This window comes from Acidovorax sp. GBBC 1281, assembly GCF_028473645.1.
Lineage (GTDB): Bacteria > Pseudomonadota > Gammaproteobacteria > Burkholderiales > Burkholderiaceae_C > Paracidovorax.
Genome location: NZ_CP097269.1, coordinates 2,675,262 through 2,694,053 on the forward strand (window position 1 = coordinate 2,675,262; position 18,792 = coordinate 2,694,053).

Consider the following 18,792-nt stretch of genomic DNA (forward strand, 5'->3'; position numbering starts at 1 on the left):
TAGCCGAGTAGGAAGGCCATTTCTGTATTCCAAGCGCGCGCCCCCCTCAATGGAAAGAATCCGGTTGCCCCGAAGCGCTCGGGGAGGCAACCAGCCTGTTGTCTCAATCTTTTGACCCTTGAAAAACCGCCTGGATCTCACCCGCTTGGCTGAACTTGACCGGCAGTTTTGCGACTTTGCGAAGCTGCAGCGCAATGCCACGCCCAGGTGCGGTTGGACAAAGACGATTCGGCTGGCACTGGGCATGAGTTCCAAAGCGCTGGGAGAGCGCTTGGGTATGACCGCCCAGGGGGCCCGCAAACTGGAGCAAGCCGAGGCAAATGGAAGCATTACGCTGAACACTCTGGCGCGCCTGGCTCACGGTCTGGATTGCGAAGTGCGCTATGTTTTTGTTCCGCGAACCAGTTTGGTGGAGCAGGTGCTCAGGCGGACCCATGAAGTCGCCGGATTTCCGATGCCACCGGTGCTTGCGACGACCGACGCTCTGACGGAGACGCAGAGACTGGCAGCGCTGTCCACCGTACTCGTGAACAAGCGAGGCCTCTGGTGAGTCAGACGGTTTTCGACGCGCGAGTTGGAAACGAACACGCGCATGTCAGTGATCATGCGCGTGGTGCGTTGACCGCCGCGATGAGGCCTCGCACGTAGCCTCCCAGGTCAGCTGAAATCAGCTAGTCGGACTGCCTAGTAGTTCAATATTTTGTAGAGATAGCTACATCATTGCAGCAGTCATGACGGCGCACTAAGCTGCCGCCATGTCTCTCACCTCTGACTCTTGGCTGGCCTTCATCGTCAGCCTCCCATCTGCAGCAGCCACTGCGCGCATGCGGATTTGGCGTGCCGTCAAGGCACTGGGTTGTGCCGCCTTGCGCGACGGGGCCTACCTGCTGCCCGCAAAAGCGGAACAGGCAGCGCAGCTGCAAACGCTGGCCGATGAGGCGCTGCAGGAAGGCGGGCAAGCCTGGCTGCTGCACGTGCATGCCCAGGACATGGCCGAACAAGCCGCCTACCAAGCACTGTTTGACCGCACTGCCGACTACGCCCCCTGGCTGGATGAGTTGGCAAAAGCCCGCCAGATTTTGCCCACGCTAGTCGCTGTAGAGCTGCAGCGTCTGCAACGTCGGCACGCGCGCGCCTATGAGGCCATTCACAAGATCGACTTCTTTCCGGGTGAATCCTCCATCCGTGCCGAAGCCCAATGGCGGGACTTCACGAACGCGGTCGAATCCATCCAGTTACCCGGCGAACCCCAGGCCGCAGCGGGCCGTATTGCCCGGCGTGACCGAATGCAGTACCAGGGGCGCCTGTGGGCAACACGCCGCCATCTGTGGGTAGACCGTGTGGCGAGCGCCTGGCTCATCCAGCGCTTCATCGACCCCAGCGCACGCTTTCTTTGGCTGGAATCCCCGGCCGACTGCCCCGCCGATGCGCTGGGTTTTGATTTTGACGGCGCGACTTTCTCGCACGTGGGCGACCGGGTGACGTTTGAGGTGCTGCTGGCGAGCTTTGGCCTGGACGGTGATCGCGGCCTGTTGCGCCTGGGCTCCATGGTGCATGCCCTGGACGTGGGGGGGACCACCACACCTGAAGCCAGCGGCTTCGAGGCCGTGCTGGCCGGTGCGCGCAAGCGCTGGCCGGACGACGACGCCCTGTTGACCGATGTGGGTGGGGTTTTGGACTCGCTCCATGCGCATTTCTCGACCCACCGCAAACCGTAGCACCTCAGGAATGAACATGAACGATCTCAAGGTAGCGGAAGCGCCCGATGCCAGCGCTGCAGGTGCTCCTGTTTACCCGCTGTGGCAACTGGTGCTGTACATGCTGCGCCTGGGCACGCTGGGCTTTGGTGGCCCCGTGGCACTGGTCGGCTACATGTACCGCGATCTGGTGGAGCAACGCGGCTGGATTTCGGACGCCGACTACAAGGAAGGCATGGCCCTGGCCCAGCTCATGCCGGGCCCCCTGGCGGCGCAGCTGGCCATCTACCTGGGGTATGTGCATTTCCGCCTGTGGGGCGCGACGCTGGTCGGTCTGGCGTTCGTATTGCCGTCGTTCGTGATGGTGGTTGCGCTGGGTGCCGCCTACAAGGCCTACGGCGGCATCTCCTGGATGCAGGCGGTTTTCTACGGCGTGGGCGCGTCCGTCATCGGCATCATTGCCTTGAGCGCCTACAAGCTCACCACCAAGAGCGTGGGCAAAGACAGACTGCTGTGGGCCATCTACCTGGTGAGCGCAGGCGTGACCATCGTCACGCAGTCCGAGGTGATCTGGGTCTTTTTGGTCGCGGGTCTTCTGGTATGGGCTATGCGCGGCCCCTTGAAGCGCACCGGCGGCCAGCTTCACAGCATGGCGTGGGTCGCCCCTATCACCGGGGCACTCAGCCTGGAGAATCTCGATTGGCACAAGCTGGGGCAGATTGCCGCGTACTTCACCTATGCGGGCGCCTTCGTCTTCGGCAGCGGCCTGGCCATCGTGCCGTTCCTGTACGGCGGCGTGGTCAAGGAGTACGCATGGCTGACGGACCGCCAGTTCGTGGATGCGGTGGCCGTGGCCATGATCACCCCAGGACCGGTCGTCATTACCACTGGGTTCATCGGCTTCCTGACGAGCGGATTTTGGGGCGCGGTTGTTGCTGCGGCTGCGACCTTTCTGCCCTGCTACCTGCTCACCGTGATCCCGGCGCCGTACTTCAAGAAGCACGGGAAACACCCCGGCGTGATCGCGTTCGTGGATGGCGTCACTGCCGCAGCCGTGGGCGCGATTACCGGCGCGGTGGTGGTACTGGGCCAGCGGTCCATCGTGGACCTGACCACCGCTGCGCTGTTTCTCGCCAGCGCCGCGGTGCTCTGGCGGTTCAAGAAGCTGCCCGAGCCTGCGGTGGTGCTTGCCGCCGCCTTGATTGGCCTGGCCGTCTACCCGCTGGTTGCCCACGCCTGACCCCGGCCATCTGAACGAGAACCACATGAACTACCAAATGATGACCACGAGATGATCGCGCATGGCGTGGTGATGTACGACGCGCTCTATGCTTGGGGCCAATCCTGCCACGCAGAAATCCATGGTTGGCCCCCGAGCATGGCGGCATGACCGTGGGTAATGCACGGCGGCCTTGCCGCTTCACCAGGGAGCTGTGGGCGCATTTCCTGTACGGAATGCTGGTGCCCTTGGCGTGCGCAGCGCCTCCTGAAACCAAACTCACGACGGCGCAGATTCGCTCCACGGTGCGCGGGCACCATGTCACCAACGGGCGCCACTGGGGGCATAACTACCGTCTGGATGGCCGCCTGGAGCGTTCGGATAATGGCCGCACACGCAGTGGACGCTGTTGCGCACAGAACAATCAACGGTGCCTCTTGCTGCCCGAGATCAGCAAGGAGTCCCCTGTTTGTTTTGACGTGGTGCGTATGGGGGACGAACTGCAGTACCGTGATGCAGGGGAGCATGGTGTACGCGGGTACGGTCAGGAACGGCTTGGCGCCACAGGCCCGGTGAAAGATCTCATCAGCGTCTAAGGTCGCGTCCCGTCTCGGGCCCATGGGGACTCTTGCGGACCATCTGTGGTTGGTTGCAGTCCGAGGCATTGAAGTAAACCTCGTCGCCCACGGCGATGCTAGAGCCCGGGTCCACTCTGGCGAAGTGCCCACGGGCTCGGGTGATTTGCCGCCATCGGATGACTGCAACCTGGTCGGTGGGACCGAGATCCATTTGTCTGCAGCGAGAGGCGCCCATCTTCAAGAATGCATCTGCTGGGATCAACTTGGTCACTTTGCCGATTCTCCAGCCTTCGTTCCAAGCGAATCGATTCTCGTAGACCGGGGTGCTGCAGCCCGAAATCATCAGGGATGCCAACGCCGCAACCAGCGAAGGCATCGTTTTCTTCACCATCACGATTCCCTTACGAGCGTCTCGCCACATCCGGTCGGCTCAATGCCTGTGCTGGTGGTGGACATCCGGCGCATGGGGATGGGCATGGGTCACCGGTTCGTGGAAGTGAACATGGCTATGGCTACCCGTGGGCATCACTTCATGTGAATGCGAATGGTGTCCATCGTCATGACGGTGGGCATGCTCATGCTCCATCGGCTCATGCGTGTGTTCATGCCCGTGGCTCTCGGCCAAATGCAGCAGCACCCCCGCGAGCATCAAAAGCCCTCCGAGCAGCATCAACCACCCTGCAGATCGCTCACCGAAGCCGAACGCTACAGCCGCACCGATGAAAGGCGCAAAGGCGAACACGGAGCCAGTCCGCGCCGCACCAAAAGCCCGCTGCGCCAGAAGGTAGAACCGAAGACTCAAGCCATACCCCGTGGCCCCCACGGCAAAGAGCCCTACAGCTGCCGTCAGGGAAGGCAAAGGCTCTCCTGACACCATGGCAAGACAGGCTGTCGCAGCGGCTCCCAGCGACGCCTTGGCCATCACGACCTGGCTGGGGTCGCGTTCGGCCAATCCCCGGGACAGGGTGTTGTCCACGCCCCAGGCCACGGTGGCTAGCAGCACGGCCAGCAGACCGAGCAACTGCGTACCGCCCTGCAGGCCCTGGTCCATGACCAAGGCCATACCCCCTGCCAGCAAAAGAAGCATGGCGGCCCAAACGCGGCGATCCATGGTTTCGCTATACAGCCACCACGCCAGCGTGGCGGTGAACAGAGCTTCCAGCGTGAGCATGAGCGATGCGCTGGCGCCGCTCGTGTGTTGCAGGCCCCAGGACAAGGCGACAGGGCCCAGGGCGGCGCCGAACCCTGCCATGGCGATGAGGCGCCAGGCATCGGATCTCTGCAACCTGGCCTCGTGGGCGGCCGTTCGCAGGGACAAGGCACCGACAACAGCCGCCCCTGCATACAGCAGCGCGGCCGTCGTGAACGCTCCCAGCCCTGCACCCAGCCGCTGGACCATGGGGGTGCTGATGCCGAACAAAGCGGCGGCCAGCAAGGCCAGCAGCCCGCCTCGCAAAGCCGGCAGGGACAGAGATTCGCGTGCCATGCGTGCCTTACTTCACCGTGAATCGAACAGTGACCGTCTTTTTGCTGTGGGTCGTGATCAGTGCAACCACCTTTGTTCCCTTGACCACCTTCACGCCCTTGGCCTCCAGCTTGTTGCCACCCGCTGATGCCAGGGGCGCCTCAGTCTTTTCGGTGCCATTGAGCACGGTGACCTTGCCGCCAAACTTGGAGGCATCTGCATCCTCGTCGTGGTTCACGATGTAGATGGCCGCGCCATCACCCGTGGCGACCAGCTCAAACGACAGATCGGAGGCGGTCTGTACCACGCCGCCGTGCGCGGGCTCTGCCGCACCGTGGGCCATGGCCGCCGAGGTGCCGGCCAGAGAGGCCATCACGATTGCGGCCGCAGTCATCAGTTGGGAGAAGTGTTTTTTCATGATCATTTGAGTTTCCTTCGGTTGGGTTTGTTTCACCGGCGCGCTTCAAAAGGCAGCGCGCCAAGGCCTATCGAGAGGTTGGAGGGCGTTTATCTGTGCCCTGCGATCAGAAGGCCTCCTGGCCTGGAGCTTCGATTTCAACTGGCGCGCTGCCCTCAATCAATCGCTGGGTGGCGCTTTCACCGAAAAGCCAGAACATCACGGGCGTGAGCAGGGTATCCAGCAAGGTCGAGCTGACAAGCCCGCCAAAGATCACGACCGCCACCGGGTGCAGGATCTCCTTGCCAGGCGCATCAGCTGCCAGCAGCAGCGGGGTCAGCGCAAAGGCCGCCACCAGCGCGGTCATCAGCACCGGAGTCAACCGCTCCAGCGAGCCGCGCACGATCATGGCCTGGCCGAAGGTCTCACCCTCGAACTTGCACAGGTTGATGTAGTGGCTGACCTTCAAAATCCCGTTGCGCGTGGCGATACCCGCCAGCGTGATGAAGCCCACCATGGAGGCCACGGACAGGCTCACTCCCGCGAGCCACATCGCTGCCACGCTACCGATCAGCGCAAGCGGAATGTTGGCCATGATGATTCCGGCCAGGACCGCAGACTTGTAGCGCACATACAGAACGAGAAAGATCATCGCCAAAGACACCAGCGACAGGCCAACGATCAGTTGCATGGCTTGCTCCTGGGCCTGGAACTGACCCTCCAGACTCAGGAAGGTGCCTGGTGGCAATGGTGCCTTGGCCATCACCGCACGAATGTCGGAAATGACACGGCCCATGTCGGAGCCGTCCGTGTTGGCATAGACCACGATGCGCCGACGACCGTTTTCTCGGCCGATCTGGTTGGGGCCATCGGTTTCCTGGACCGTGGCGATGGCTGATACCGGGATCTGCCCCGCTGGCGTGTCGATCAGTGTGCGCGCCAGATCCTGCGGGCTGCGTTTGCCATCTGGCAGGCGCAGCACCAGTTCATAGCGGCGCAGGCCGTCCACGATCTGCGCACCATGGGCACCGTCCGTCAGCGCTTGTAATACCCGCACGGCTTCGCCCGGAGACAGGCCAACCTGCGCGGCCTTGCGGTGGTCCAGCCGTACCGTGATCTGGGGAATCAGTACCTGCTTTTCCACCGTCAGGTCCACGACCCCTGGAACGCCCGAGAGTCCCTGGCGCATCTGCTCAGCCAGGCCACGCAGGGTGTCCGTGTCGTCGCCGAAGATCTTGAGTGTGATCTGCGCCCGCACCCCTGACAAGAGGTGATCCAGGCGGTGGGAGATAGGCTGGCCAATGGCCACCTGGGCGGGAAGGACGGCCAGGCGGGCCCGGATATCCGCCATCACGGCCTCTCGGTCCCGGGTGGACCGCTTCAGGTCCACATCGATCTCGGCAGAGTGCACGCCTTCGGCATGCTCATCCAGCTCGGCGCGCCCTGTGCGGCGCCCGACCTGGGTGACCTCAGGGACCTCTGCGATCAGCGTCTCGGCCAATGCTCCCATGCGATTGGCCTCCGCCAGCGCCGTGCCCGGGTTGAACACCATGCCCAGCACCAGCGAGCCTTCATTGAACGCCGGCAGGAAGGCGCGCGGAAAAAACGGAACACTGGCAGCGGTCGCAGCCACTGCCAGGGCAGCAATTGCCATCAATACCTTGGCGCGTGGAAACGACCACCCCAGCACCTGCGCATCCCGCCGTTTGAGCCAGGCGACCAGGGTACTGTCACCGTGGTCCAACCGTTTCATCCCCGGCAACAGGTAAAGGCACAGCACAGGTGTCACCGTCATCGAGACCAGCATCGATGCCAGCACCGACACGATGTAGGCGATGCCCAGAGGCGTGAACAAGCGACCTTCGATGCCTGGCAGCGCAAACAGTGGCACAAACACCAGCACCACGATGGCGGTGGCGTAGACGATGCCCGAGCGGACTTCGACGCTTGCCCGGCGCACGACTTCCAGCATGGACAGCGGATTGCCCTGGGCACGGTTTTGCTTGAGCCTGCGCAGGATGTTCTCCACGTCCACCACCGCATCGTCCACCAGTTCGCCAATGGCAATGGCCAGGCCGCCCAAGGTCATGACGTTGATGGACTGGTCGAGGAGCCGGAACACCATGGCCGTCACGGCCAGCGACAGGGGAATCGCCACCAGCGAGATCAACGTGGTTCGTGCGGACAGCAGGAAGGCGAACAGCACGATGGCCACCATGATGGCGCCATCGCGCAAAGCCTCGGTCACATTTCCGATGGACGCCTCGATGAAGTCCGCCTGGCGAAACAACACCTTCGGAGCGGCCAACCCTACAGGCAGTCCTTGTTTGAGATCCCCCAATGCCGCTTCGATGGCGTGGGTGAGCTTCACGGTATCGGCCGCTGGCTGCTTTTGCACGCTGACGATGACGGCAGGCACGCCGCTGTATCCGGCATCGCCACGCTTCATGGCTGCAGCGAACCGGACATTGGCCACCTGTTCCAGCAAGATGGCCCGGCCGTCCTTCCAGGCCACGGCCACGCCCTGCAGGTCCCCCACGCGGCTGGTACGGCCGATGTGGCGGATGAGGAATTCACGGCTGTTGAGGTCGATGAACCCGCCTCCCGCATTCCCGGCAAAGCCGCGAAGGGCCTGCTCGATCTGCGTCAACGTCACCCCGAACTGCGCCATGCGCGCCGTGTCCGGCTCGACCCGCAACTGGCGCATCTCGCCCCCGATGGGGATGACCTGGGACACCCCGGGGATCGACAGCAGTCTTGGGCGCAGCACGAAGTCCGCGTACTCGCGGGCCTGCATGGGCGTTGCCGCAGCAGCTTTGCCATCGCCTGCCGTCAAGGGCAGCGCGATGAGCATGACTTCGCCCATGATGGAAGACACCGGCCCCATGACCGGCGTGATGCCTCCCGGGAGCTGCTCCCGCACCAGCGCCAGGCGCTCGGCCACGAGCTGGCGGTTGCGGTAGATGTCGGTCCCCCAATCGAACTCGGCATAGAGAATGGACAGGCCCACCCCCGATGTGGAGCGAACCCGCGTGACACCCGGCATGCCGTTGAGCGCGGTCTCCAGGGGGAAGGTCACCAGTTGCTCGACCTCTTCGGGTGCCATACCTCCGGCTTCCGTCAGTACGGTGACCAAGGGTTTGTTGAGGTCGGGAAACACATCGACCGGCGTGCGCCATGCGGTGATGGCCCCATAGACCATCAGCAGCGCCGCGACCGCCAGGACGAACAGGCGGTTGTGAAGGCTGTTCCTTACGATCCAATTGAACATGGCGTGGGCTCCGTTCAGCGGATCTGTGCGATCAGCGGTGCGCCTTGCACCACGACGCGGTTGTCAGCACCCAGGCCCTGTGTGACGACCACCGTGGCGGCGTCCAGGGACCGGTACTGCACCGGCTGGGGAATGTAGCGCTCCGCACCGGACTTGATCCAGACCACCGGTTCGTTGGCACTGTTGCGCACGATGGCCTGCGCAGGCAGGACAAAGCCCTTGACCTGCTCGGTCAGCGAGGCCACGACGGTGACGGGCTGTCCGACCGCCAGCGGCAAGGCTGTGCCCGATGGCTCCGAGACGGCCCTGAAAGTCATCGGCAGGACCCCATCACGCAGGCTGCGCGCAGCGCCGATCAGCTGCAGCTTGACGCCAGACACCCCTTGCAAGTGGGCCTGGCCGGTGCGCGTGGGCAAGCCCGGGTCGGCCGTGGTGGCCTCCACCAGCACGCGTGCCGGGTCAATCACCTCGAACAAGACTTCGCGGGCCTCGACCACCTGGCCTTTGGTCACATCGGCCCTGGCAATCACGCCGGACACCGGAGCCAGCAAGGGCTCTCGGGCGGCCAGGCTCGCTCCAATGCTCTTCTCGCGCGCCGTGAGGCTCTGCAGCTCGGCACGTGCGGCCTCGATCTCCTTGCGCGGCACCGTGCCTTCAAGGGACTGCAGCCGCTGCACCCGCTGTGCAGCCAGCTCCCGGCTACTGCGCAACTCGGCCTGCTGGGCCTGCTGGTTGGCCAGGGCATAGGGCTCGGCGTGGTGGGCCACATAGGCCAGCACCTCGCCCTGCCGCACGGTCTGTCCGGCAACCGGTAGTCCACGCGGTCCCGCTTCGATGCGTCCCCCATGGACCGCCTGGACACGACCGCTCGCATTGGGGTCCACGACCACCCGGCCTGGCAACTCGATGGTGGCTGCGGCCTGGGTTTCCGGGCTCAGTTGCGTGCGGATGCCCAGGCGCCGCTGGGCGAGCATCGGAACGTTGACACTGCCGTCCGGCAAACGCATCAACCCGGATGCACTGACCGCCGTGGGTGCGTCCAGGTGTTCACCATTGGGGCCATGAGCCCCCGGCGCCGCGCTGGCAGACGATGTAAACACCGCCGTGATGAGCGCGATGGCGGACAGGCCGAGGACGTAACGCATGCCAGTTGCCTTTGTTTGTGCAAGGGGATAGGTCACAGCGCGCCTCCCTGGGGCGAAGTCCCTGCAGCCTTGGGCTTGCGCCCGAAGAACCAACCGACAGCTGCCAGGACGGCCAACGCCAAAGCGAGCCAGACGGTGCGGGACGGCCCGTGGGCGTGGCCGTCATCGTGAGCATGGCCGTTGGCATCGGTCGCTGCGCCTGCCACGGTGAGCGTGCCATCCAGCAGGTCGGTGTCATTGCCTGCGAGAACGCTCACCACCATGGGGTGATCGCCGGGCGCGGCCAGCGCCTTGAGCATGTTGGCGTCGTCGATGGCGTAGTCCCCCATGTCCGCATGGAACTTGGCTGGCGCCTTGAGATTCCCGCTCTCCACTTCAACCGTGGCGTTGAGCACGGGTTCGTTGGTGGCAAAACGGTTGATCAGGATGGAAAGCTCTCCACCCTGCAGTCGGCCTACCAACTCGAAAGCCTCCGAGCGGGCCTCAAAACTGGGCACCGGGCCGCTGTTGGCTCCTGCTTGGGTGGCTGCATCCAGATGCTCGCCGTTGGGCCCGTGTGCCCCTGGTGAGGCGAAGGCAGTCGTGTTTGTCAGCACCAGCACGGCAAAGCCCGCACCCAGCAATGGGCTGCGGTAACGGGAGGGGAATAGATTCAAGGGGTTCATGGAAGGATTCCGAGAGATTGCTGGAGACGGGCACGGGCCAGGCCCAGTGCCGCTTGCTGGCGCGCGAAACTGGCCTCGGCCTGGGTAGCGGCTGCGAACGCGCGCAACAACTCCGGCAGCGGGGTTTCTCCAGCCTTGAAAGACCGGTCGATGAGGGCGGCACGCTCTCGCAGCAGTACCGAGCGCTGGCGATCAGCCTCCCATTGCTGCTCGGCCGTGTGCACCGCAGCCTGTGCCATCGCGGCGTCAGCAGCCAGACGCTCATCGGTTCGCTGTTTCGTGGTCAGCGCTACGTCCAGCTCGCTCAGTGCAGCCGCCTGCAGCGGCTGGTTCCGACTCGCTGTGCCCAGAGGAATCCGCAAACCGACCCCGATGCTGTTTTGCGCCGACTCGCCCCGGCCGGGGGTTTCTTGCCGGATGCGCAGCAAAAGCTCAGGGGGATCGCGCCGTGTGGCGGTCACCACATCCAGTCGCTTGCGAGCACGTTCCACCGCCAGTGCCGCGACACGCGCGTCTGGGTGCGTTTCAACGGAAAACTCCCGAGAATCGGAGGAGCCTGCGGCGGCGTCTGGTGAGGCATTGGCCTGCGCAAGGTCAGGCACCAGGGCCAAACCTGTCAGCGTCGTCCATTGCATCGCACTGGCGTTCAGGCGTTGGCGAGCTGTCAGCTGCGCGGACTGCGCAGCCAGTGCCTCTGACTGGGCTGCAAGCCCATCCGCATGGGCCAGATCTCCCGCTTTGACACGGCGGCGCACGTCCTCGGAGATATCCTGCAGAGATCGCACCTGGGCGTCCGCCAGGTCGGCCTCGGCCTTTTGGGCGGCAATGCCCCAGGCGGCTTCGCGTACCAGCCCGGCGAAATGCAAGCGCCCCGCTTGAACGGCAGCTTGGGACAGATCTACGTCCGCATTGACAGCCGCGCCACGGGCAGTGCGCTGTCCAGGCAACCACAGTGGCCAAGCCAGGCCGACCTCGGCCTCCCGGCGTCCAGCCGACGTTTGCCAACGGTCATCTCGGTAGGACAACTCCAGTGCCGGGGGAGCCGCCCACGGGCTGGAAATAGCTAACCGCTCGGCAGCAGCCCTCTGTGTCTGGCCCTCGGCTTCTCTTGCCTGCGCGGCACGCTGCCATGCGGCCTCCACCGCTTGCGCCAGTGTGGGAGCCACTGGCGATGCAGTGGTTGAAAGCAATGGGGCGGTGTTGGACTGCGCAAAAGCAGCACCAACGAGGGCGCAACTCAGAGCGCAGCCTGCGGCGTAACGCACCGAAAGCCCGGAATGAACAAAAATCACGTGATTCCTGACCGATCAAAGGCGGTACACCAGGATCGTTGACGCATAAGCGCCTGATCGACAAGGTCTACCGCACCGATGAACAACCTCGCTTTCGTGTGGAAAGCGAGGCGCTATGGGTGGATCAGGAAATCAGTCGGGGAGGTCGTCGCAAACCGTCCAGATAGGGGGACGGGGTGACGGATTCGGCGGAGACGGCCGGTGCGGGCGAGCCGTCGAGGGGAAGCGACAGCTGGGGGAAGTGAAAAAGTGCTGCGGTCCCTGGCCCTGCTTCTGCCAGCATGTGCTGAATCGACTCCTGGGAGTCGTCCTGGTGCATCACACCATCTTCGTCATGATGGTGCGCGGCACCTTCCAAATGCATCTCGGCGTGTGCCACCTGAAAACCTCCTTCATGGTCGAACGCGACCGTCTGGCGGGCCGTTGCGAAGGCCTGGCAGAAGAAGGAGAGCAGCAAAATGACTGCGAGCAGTCGGCGCATTGAATGGTTAGCAGGCGATTGAGAACTGGTCGCAATGATAGCCGCAGACTGCGGTTCCCTTCCAGAAACCCACATCCGGTACTTGGTGTACCTAGACCGTACAGGCATGTGCCGAGGGCGCCGCTTCACTAGTGCGGTAGCCCTCCATACAGGCGGCTCCAGCGGTCATCGCCAACACTGCGAACGCAATACGCCAGCGAGTTGGCGATTCGCCGCAAGAGCCAGGCAGCGCGTGAGCGCGGGCCCACTGCAGCGTCACGATGGAGTCCCCGGCGAGATATCGGACCTATCTTTCTGGGAAAGGCGTGTGGCCAAAATTTTGTCGATGGTCTTGCCATCCATGTCCACCACCTCCAGCTTCCAGCCTTCCCATTCCACACTGTTCGTCACCCCTGGCAAGGACCCAGTGAGCAGCATCACCATGCCGCTGAGCGTGTGGTAGCGGCCGCGCTCTTCTTCGGGCACCGTGTCCAGGTTCAGGCGGTCCTTCAGCTCTGGCACGGGGATATGGCCGTCCAGCAGCCAGCTGCCGTCCTCGCGCTGCAGCGCCCACGAGGTCTCGGGGTCGCGCGGCTGGAACTCGCCGGTAATGGCCTCGATGAGGTCCTGCAGCGTCACGATGCCCTGCACCTCGCCGTACTCGTCGATCACAAACGCCATGTGCACGTCCGACAGGCGGAAGTTATCCAGCAGTTCCATGCCGGTGATGGTTTCAGGCACGTACAGGGCCGTCTGCAGCGGCTGGTCGGCCAATCCGCCGCGCGCCTTGTCGCGCAAGGTGCGGGACAGCCACTGGCGTGCGTTGATCACCCCCAGGATGTTGGCCATGCCGCCGCGCACGACCGGGAAGCGCGCGTGGTCGGATTCTTCGATGCGTCGGAGGTTGTCTTCAAACGGGGCATCGATGTCCAGACACACCACATCCCCGCGCGGCACCATCAGCGACCCGATCTGGCGGTCGTCCAGCCGGAACACGTTGCGCACCATGGTGTGCTCGTGCGACTCGATCACACCGGCCGTCGTGCCTTCCACGAGCATGGCGTGGATCTCTTCTTCGGTCACCGGGCTGCCGCTGGTTTCCTTCACGCCCAAGAGGCGCAGCAGCGTGCGCGTGGACGTGGACAGCAGCAGCACGAACGGCTTGGTCGCCAGCGCCAGGAAGTTGATGGGCCGCGCCACCAGGCGGGCAAAGGTCTCGGGGTACGACTGGCCGATGCGCTTGGGCACCAGTTCGCCCACCACGATCGAGAAGTACGTGATCAGTACCACCACCAAGCCGGTGGCGGCATAGTTGCCGTAGGGCTGGGGCATGCCCAGCGAGTAGAGCCACGATGCCAGCGGCGCAGCCAGCGCGGCCTCGCCGACGATACCGTTGAGCACGCCGATGGACGTGATGCCGATCTGGATGGTGGAGAGAAAACGCGTGGGGTCTTCACCCAGCTTCACGGCAGCGGCAGCGCCGCTATCGCCCTCATCAATCAGCTTTTGCAACCGGACTTTGCGGGCCGTGACCAGAGCGATCTCTGACATGGCAAACAATCCGTTCAGGAGGATCAAGGCGAAAAGTATGGCAATTTCCATGATGGAGTTCTTTGAGGTTAGGTACTGGCGCATCCACAGATGCATGCGTGAACAGCAATGCCTGTACCGAGGGAATTCAAACGGAAGTGGTGATTGATTCAGCGCGCAAGCATTCGCTGGGGCGACGCCCAGGTGGTTGCAGCTGACCAATGGCATAGGGGGCCGTGTGACATGTGGCCCCGCGCGTTACCTGCGCGCGCAGATGATCAAGCGACGAGGCCTGACACCTTCGGCGGTTTGTGAGGGGGATCCTTGATCGCGGATGGCGCTTTGTTTATGCGCAGTGGGACCGCGGCGACAGGATTGGCAGTGTACGAGGTGAGCGGAGCGCGCGGCTCCAACTGGTCTGGAAGTTCACCCTTGTCGTCCATCAAGGCGTGATCGTCCGCATCGGAGAATGCGACGGGGATCCCTGATCCAGCATTCAGACTGTGCTCAGTCGGCCCTTGGTCGTGAGAGAGCGTAAATGCCGGATTCAAACCGGCAGCAGAAAACCCCACGCACAGGAGAAAGTGGAAAATCAGAACCGCAATGAAGCGCCGTGGCATCGTGGGTGAATTATAGGGACGGTGGCTACCCCAGATTCTTGCTCCATCTCCGAATGCGTGTTGTCAGGCGCTTGCACTCATCCTTCGTGAGTGGCATTGCATCCACCAGATCCAAAGCCTGCTGAGTCTTGACATGACCATGCCTGAGCAACGCCTGGCAGAACATCTGATCCTTCTCGCGTGCGGCTGCCGCCTTGGACAAGAACAGATCTACGACGTCCAAGCACCAACCAATACGGCTGTCGGTGTTTCCGTTCTGAATCTTCCACAGACGGGTCTGCCATCCCTCGGGCAAGACGGCTGTCTCCGGGCCTACTCCCTGTGCGTAGAAACCATGGACTCGGTGAAACTCTGAACCTTCTCCAATGTTCCCGTCGATCTTGTCGGCCAACTCAGGGGCATTGCGCGGGTAAATGTCCGCTTCCGCCGACATTTTGAACTCAGGCTCTGGATACGGAATCTGGCCCAGGATTGACTGGCTTCCAACAATCACGAACTCGTATTCGTTGGTGATGGTGGCGCTGGCGCGGATGAGGTGCTCCAGTTCGTGGCGGTTCAACTTGGAGCCCCCTTGCCCAGCACGATTCCTTTCTTGAGTTTGGAGATTTCGGCAAGGATCCTCATACGCTCAGCGGTCGGCAGTACAGGCGTCAGAGGCGAAGCCTGACGTAGCTCTTGGGCATGCCGGGTCCTACCCAAAGCCTTGCTCCATTTGCCCTGTTCAAGAATGTCCTTCCATTCCAACCATAGGCCTGCAGAACGCTGATTGCCGGAGCCGAGCCACGTATCGAGGGTCTGTTTTGCCTCCCGCAGCAGCAACGGGTGCGAGCGCACGTACTTGACCGCCTCCTCGTGCAGCACCAAGCTCTGCAAATCCTGTGCGTTATGACGCGTGTTGTCCGTAGATACCGTCACCTGCACCTGAGGCGCGCTACGTAACGACCGTGCTGCCGCCGAGTCGGCCGGCGCCGGGTGGATCACATCACCTGCCAGCAGGGCCAAATCTGCGCCAATGCCCAACTCGGACATGACACGCAAGTACGTCCCGATGGAAGGAGCAGGATCACCCGCCTCGACGGCACTGAGCGTCGTGCGTGAAATCCCCACACGCCTGGCCATTTCTACAGCGCTCAACTTGCGCGCCTTGCGCAGACGGCGCAGCCTGTCGCCTAACTGAAGTAGCAATTGGCGCTGGAGTACGGAAGAGCTTTCCTGTGAATTCATATGTTCACTGTTTTACTCAAAATTGAATATTTTGTCCAATATTATGGACAAATGCATGCTGGATGCGAGTCGGTCATGTGAGAGGCAACGCAAGACTCAAGGCGACGACCATCCCACCCTGTGTTCTCTGGAAGTGAGATCGTGGCGCGCATCATCTTCGGTGTGCACATAGATGCTGGTGGTGGCGATGTTTGCATGGCCAAGGTTGTCGCGCACAGCTTTCAGATCCATGTTGTCGCTCTGGTGGGTGCCGGCCGTATGGCGTATCCAGTGTGCGGAGGCCTGCTCTACATGGGCAGCTGCCGCCTCATGGTCGGGTCCGAGGGCCCGCAAGCGAGTTGCGGTATCTCGAAAGACGCTCTTGACAAGCTCATGCACGGCACTGCGTCCCATAGGCTTGGCCCCACCAATAAGCGGCAAAAGCAGTGGAAGCGCGTCGCCTTCGCGCGGAAGCGAGGCCAAGTCGTTCGCCTTGCGGTATCGCATCAACTCTGATATCAGCTCATCAGTTGCTGGGATCACTCTGGCTTTTTCTCCCTTGCCTCGAATTTCGAGCCACCAGCGCTCACGTCCATCAGCGCCACGGCGCCAGTAAAAGTCGCCCATGGAGTTGTTGCAGACCTCAGAAATCCGCAGGCCCCCGATGTAGAGAAGCGTGAAGAGCCATCGGTATCGGGCCGCCTGGAGGGCAAGGCGAGGTGTGCCGGTTGACAGAGACTCAATCGTTGCGCGCACTTGCGCCCAGTGCTCATGAGGCAGGAACCTGCTGGTCTTGGTGGGTCGTACCACGGCCTTGCGGCGCCGCAAGGCAAGGGGATTACCCGCGAGATACCCGGCTTGAACCAGCCAATTGAAGAGACTATTGAGGATCGACAGTGCCTGGCGCTGGCTCTGCCGGTCCAACGGCTTGGCGAACGGACGCCAGTGGGGCGAAGACCTCGGTGCCTTCTGAGCGACCTGCATGACCCATAGACCAACCGGTTGGGGATCTTCCAAAAAGGACTCGTAGGCCAGAAAGTCCTCATGGGTCAGATCGGACAGGGCCTTCCCGTGCTGATGCACACACCAAAGCAGCAGCCTTTCTGCCTCCTTGCGATAGCTGGCCAGAGTGGCGGGGGAATCTTTGTAGCGCGCCAGCCAAGCCAAAACCGCCGACCGATCGTCATTGGCCGCGACCTGAGGCAGGCCCTGAGCCCGATTGCGTCCACGCTCTCCAGACAGATGAAGGGGGAGCACCAAGCCCTCCAAAGGCTCAAGATGCGAAAAAACTGGCGCTGCGACGATCAAACTGCTCATTGGCGGCATTCTATGGACATTAGATTAATTATGTCCAAAAATTAGAAATAAATTCAATGATTCATACGTTATACGTTGTATTATTTTAAAATGAATAAGGAATCTAACATCCAAGCCGAAGTGGAGGCCCTGCGGGAGCGATTCAGCGATACCAAAGCGCTGTACCGTGAGGTTTGCGCTTTGCTGTTTTTCCGATACGGCATCACGCCCACCGCGAGCAAGCTGTATCAGCACGTGCGAAAAGGATCCATGAGCGCCCCGGCCGAAGCACTGGCCAAGTTCTGGGAAGAGCTGCGCGGCAAAGCGAGAGTGGAAATAGACCACCCGGACCTTCCCGATGCGCTGAAGCAGGCCGCTGGCCAGGCGGTCAGCGTGTTGTGGACGCAAGCGACCGAGTTGGCGCGCGAGGATCTGGCGGCACTGCGGGTTGAGGCCCGCACGGAAGCCCAGAGCGCACAGGCGCAGCTGCATGAAACTCAGCAACACAGCAGTTCCCTGGAGGAACAACTACAGACCGCGCAAAGCAAGTGTGCCGAGCTGGAAAGCAGGCTCCAGAACCTGGCTGCAGAATTGGAGCAAGAGCGGCGTGCGCACGCCGGCAGCGCGGCACGTGGCGAGACGCTATCCCGGCAGGTGGGTGAACTAAAGCTGGAACAATCCAAGAGCCGGCAGCATTTCAGCGCTGAGTTGGAAAAGGGACGTGCAGCCATTGATGAAGCAGCCCAACGTGCTACGGACGCGGAGCACCGGGCCCTTCGCGAGATTGACCGTGAGCGCACCGCTCGTGCGCTTGCTGACAAACAACTGGATCAATTGCGCGGCAAGCTAGTGTCCTGTCCCGTTAATTCGCCCGCATAGTCTGGCGAGTTTTTCGAGGATGGAGTCTGCTGTAGCTGTCCAAGTAAACGGCTGGCAGGACTGGTTGTAATTCGCGATGAATGTGTCGATCTTGTTGATCAGATCCTTCACGCTGGTGAACGAGCCACGGCGGATTGCCCGCGTGGTGATGATCGAGAAGAAGCGCTCGACCTGATTGAGCCAGCTTGAATAGGTCGGAACGAAGTGCATGTGCCAGCGAGGCCGCTCGGCCAACCAAGCGCGCACCTTTGGATGCTTGTGGCTGGCGTAGTTATCAGCTATGCAGTGCACATCCAGTTCGTCGGGCACTGCCTTGTCGATGGCGCGCAGGAAGGCAAGGAACTCTTGATGACGATGCCGGGGCCGGCACTGCGCGATCACTTGGCCATTCATCACGTTCAGGGCCGCGAACAAGGTGGTGGTGCCGTGGCGCACGTAGTCGTGCGTGACACCTTCGACATAGCCAAACCCCATTGGCAGCATCGGCTGCGTACGCTCCAAAGCTTGGCATTGGCTCTTCTCGTCCACGCACAGCACCAGCGCGTTGTCAGGTGGGTTCAGGTACAGCCCCACAACGTCGCGCAGCTTCTCGATGAACAGCGGATCGGTCGACAGCTTGAAGCTGTCGGCCCGGTGCGGCTTGAGGTTGAAGGTCTGCAGATAGCGCGCCACCGTGCTCTTGCTGATGCCCGTATCGGCGGCCAGCGTGCGGGTGCTCCAGTGGGTACCCCCATCAGCAGGCTTGGTGTGCAACGTCTTGGTAATCAACTCAGCAACACGCTCGTCATCTACCGTGCGGGGGCGACCCGGGCGCAACTCGTCGTAAAGCCCTGCAATGCGATGGCGCGCATAGCGCCCGCGCCACTTGGTGACAGTGCTACGACTGATCCCCAGAGCCTGCGCAACCGCGGTGCTGGCTTTATCTGTGCCTTCGCAAGTCAGCACGATGCGCGCCCTGAGCGACAACGCCGCTGGCAGCGAACGTGATCGCGCCATGGACGTCAGTTCCGCGCGCTCCACTTCACTAAGCGCAATTTCTGTTCGGGTCGTTGCATTGGGCATGGCGGCACCTCAA

At 62.4% G+C, this 18,792-nt stretch carries 17 protein-coding genes and 1 pseudogene; 6 read left to right on the forward strand and 12 right to left on the reverse strand.

Features of this window, described 5'->3' with window-relative positions:
* Positions 1-118: 118 nt before the first annotated feature.
* The 5 genes and pseudogenes from M5C96_RS12405 to M5C96_RS12425 all read left to right on the forward strand — a co-directional run bounded on the left by M5C96_RS12405 (position 119) and on the right by M5C96_RS12425 (position 3,512).
* Positions 119-550, forward strand: a complete 432-nt coding sequence (locus tag M5C96_RS12405) for a helix-turn-helix domain-containing protein (RefSeq protein ID WP_272569395.1) — start codon at positions 119-121, stop codon at positions 548-550.
* Positions 551-755: 205 nt separating this feature from the next.
* Positions 756-1,718 carry a chromate resistance protein ChrB domain-containing protein gene (locus M5C96_RS12410; RefSeq protein ID WP_272569397.1) on the forward strand — a complete coding sequence of 321 codons (963 nt, stop codon included), beginning with the start codon at positions 756-758 and terminating at the stop codon, positions 1,716-1,718.
* Positions 1,719-1,734: 16 nt separating this feature from the next.
* A complete protein-coding gene (locus M5C96_RS12415; RefSeq protein WP_272569398.1) occupies positions 1,735-2,937 on the forward strand; it encodes a chromate transporter in 1,203 nt (400 codons plus the stop codon).
* A gap of 39 nt (positions 2,938-2,976) precedes the next feature.
* Positions 2,977-3,087, forward strand: a pseudogene (locus M5C96_RS12420) (chromate resistance protein ChrB domain-containing protein); the annotation flags it as partial.
* Entirely contained in the window at positions 3,084-3,512 is a 429-nt protein-coding gene (locus tag M5C96_RS12425; RefSeq protein WP_272569400.1) for a hypothetical protein, read from the forward strand. The pseudogene M5C96_RS12420 and the gene M5C96_RS12425, both read left to right, overlap by 4 nt.
* A 412-nt stretch (positions 3,513-3,924) precedes the next feature.
* On the opposite strand, the gene M5C96_RS12430 is transcribed toward M5C96_RS12425, so the two are convergent.
* The 11 genes from M5C96_RS12430 to M5C96_RS12480 form a co-directional block, all read right to left on the reverse strand.
* A complete protein-coding gene (locus M5C96_RS12430) occupies positions 3,925-4,980 on the reverse strand; it encodes a DMT family transporter (RefSeq protein WP_272569401.1) in 1,056 nt (351 codons plus the stop codon).
* 7 nt (positions 4,981-4,987) lie between these two features.
* Entirely contained in the window at positions 4,988-5,383 is a 396-nt protein-coding gene (locus M5C96_RS12435; protein WP_442867378.1) for a hypothetical protein, read from the reverse strand.
* Positions 5,384-5,483: 100 nt separating this feature from the next.
* On the reverse strand, positions 5,484-8,627 hold the full coding sequence (locus tag M5C96_RS12440; RefSeq protein ID WP_272569402.1) for an efflux RND transporter permease subunit: 3,144 nt from the start codon (positions 8,625-8,627) through the stop codon (positions 5,484-5,486).
* Positions 8,628-8,641: 14 nt separating this feature from the next.
* Positions 8,642-9,772: an efflux RND transporter periplasmic adaptor subunit gene (locus M5C96_RS12445; protein WP_272569403.1), complete on the reverse strand. Its 1,131-nt coding sequence runs from the start codon at positions 9,770-9,772 to the stop codon at positions 8,642-8,644.
* A 32-nt stretch (positions 9,773-9,804) separates the two neighbouring features.
* On the reverse strand, positions 9,805-10,437 hold the full coding sequence (locus M5C96_RS12450) for a hypothetical protein (RefSeq protein ID WP_272569404.1): 633 nt from the start codon (positions 10,435-10,437) through the stop codon (positions 9,805-9,807).
* Complete coding sequence (locus tag M5C96_RS12455; RefSeq protein WP_336297898.1) at positions 10,434-11,729, reverse strand: TolC family protein; 1,296 nt, start codon at positions 11,727-11,729, stop codon at positions 10,434-10,436. Before M5C96_RS12455 ends, M5C96_RS12450 begins: the two co-directional genes overlap by 4 nt.
* A 124-nt stretch (positions 11,730-11,853) precedes the next feature.
* Complete coding sequence (locus M5C96_RS12460; RefSeq protein WP_272569405.1) at positions 11,854-12,210, reverse strand: hypothetical protein; 357 nt, start codon at positions 12,208-12,210, stop codon at positions 11,854-11,856.
* A gap of 255 nt (positions 12,211-12,465) precedes the next feature.
* Positions 12,466-13,791: a hemolysin family protein gene (locus tag M5C96_RS12465; RefSeq protein ID WP_272569407.1), complete on the reverse strand. Its 1,326-nt coding sequence runs from the start codon at positions 13,789-13,791 to the stop codon at positions 12,466-12,468.
* A 573-nt stretch (positions 13,792-14,364) separates the two neighbouring features.
* Positions 14,365-14,898, reverse strand: a complete 534-nt coding sequence (locus tag M5C96_RS12470) for a DUF6036 family nucleotidyltransferase (protein WP_272569408.1) — start codon at positions 14,896-14,898, stop codon at positions 14,365-14,367.
* The gene (locus tag M5C96_RS12475; protein WP_272569409.1) at positions 14,895-15,563 is read right to left on the reverse strand and encodes a helix-turn-helix transcriptional regulator; all 669 of its coding nucleotides are present in this window, start codon (positions 15,561-15,563) and stop codon (positions 14,895-14,897) included. Before M5C96_RS12475 ends, M5C96_RS12470 begins: the two co-directional genes overlap by 4 nt.
* Before the next feature lie 96 nt (positions 15,564-15,659).
* A complete protein-coding gene (locus M5C96_RS12480) occupies positions 15,660-16,859 on the reverse strand; it encodes a tyrosine-type recombinase/integrase (protein WP_272569410.1) in 1,200 nt (399 codons plus the stop codon).
* A 90-nt stretch (positions 16,860-16,949) separates the two neighbouring features.
* Here M5C96_RS12480 and M5C96_RS12485 point away from each other — a divergent pair, with 90 nt between their 5' ends.
* Positions 16,950-17,717, forward strand: a complete 768-nt coding sequence (locus tag M5C96_RS12485) for a DNA-binding protein (RefSeq protein WP_272569411.1) — start codon at positions 16,950-16,952, stop codon at positions 17,715-17,717.
* On the opposite strand, the gene M5C96_RS12490 is transcribed toward M5C96_RS12485, so the two are convergent.
* Entirely contained in the window at positions 17,685-18,779 is a 1,095-nt protein-coding gene (locus tag M5C96_RS12490) for an IS630 family transposase (RefSeq protein WP_272563777.1), read from the reverse strand. The two genes, M5C96_RS12485 and M5C96_RS12490, sit on opposite strands and share 33 nt — an antisense overlap.
* Positions 18,780-18,792: the final 13 nt, after the last annotated feature.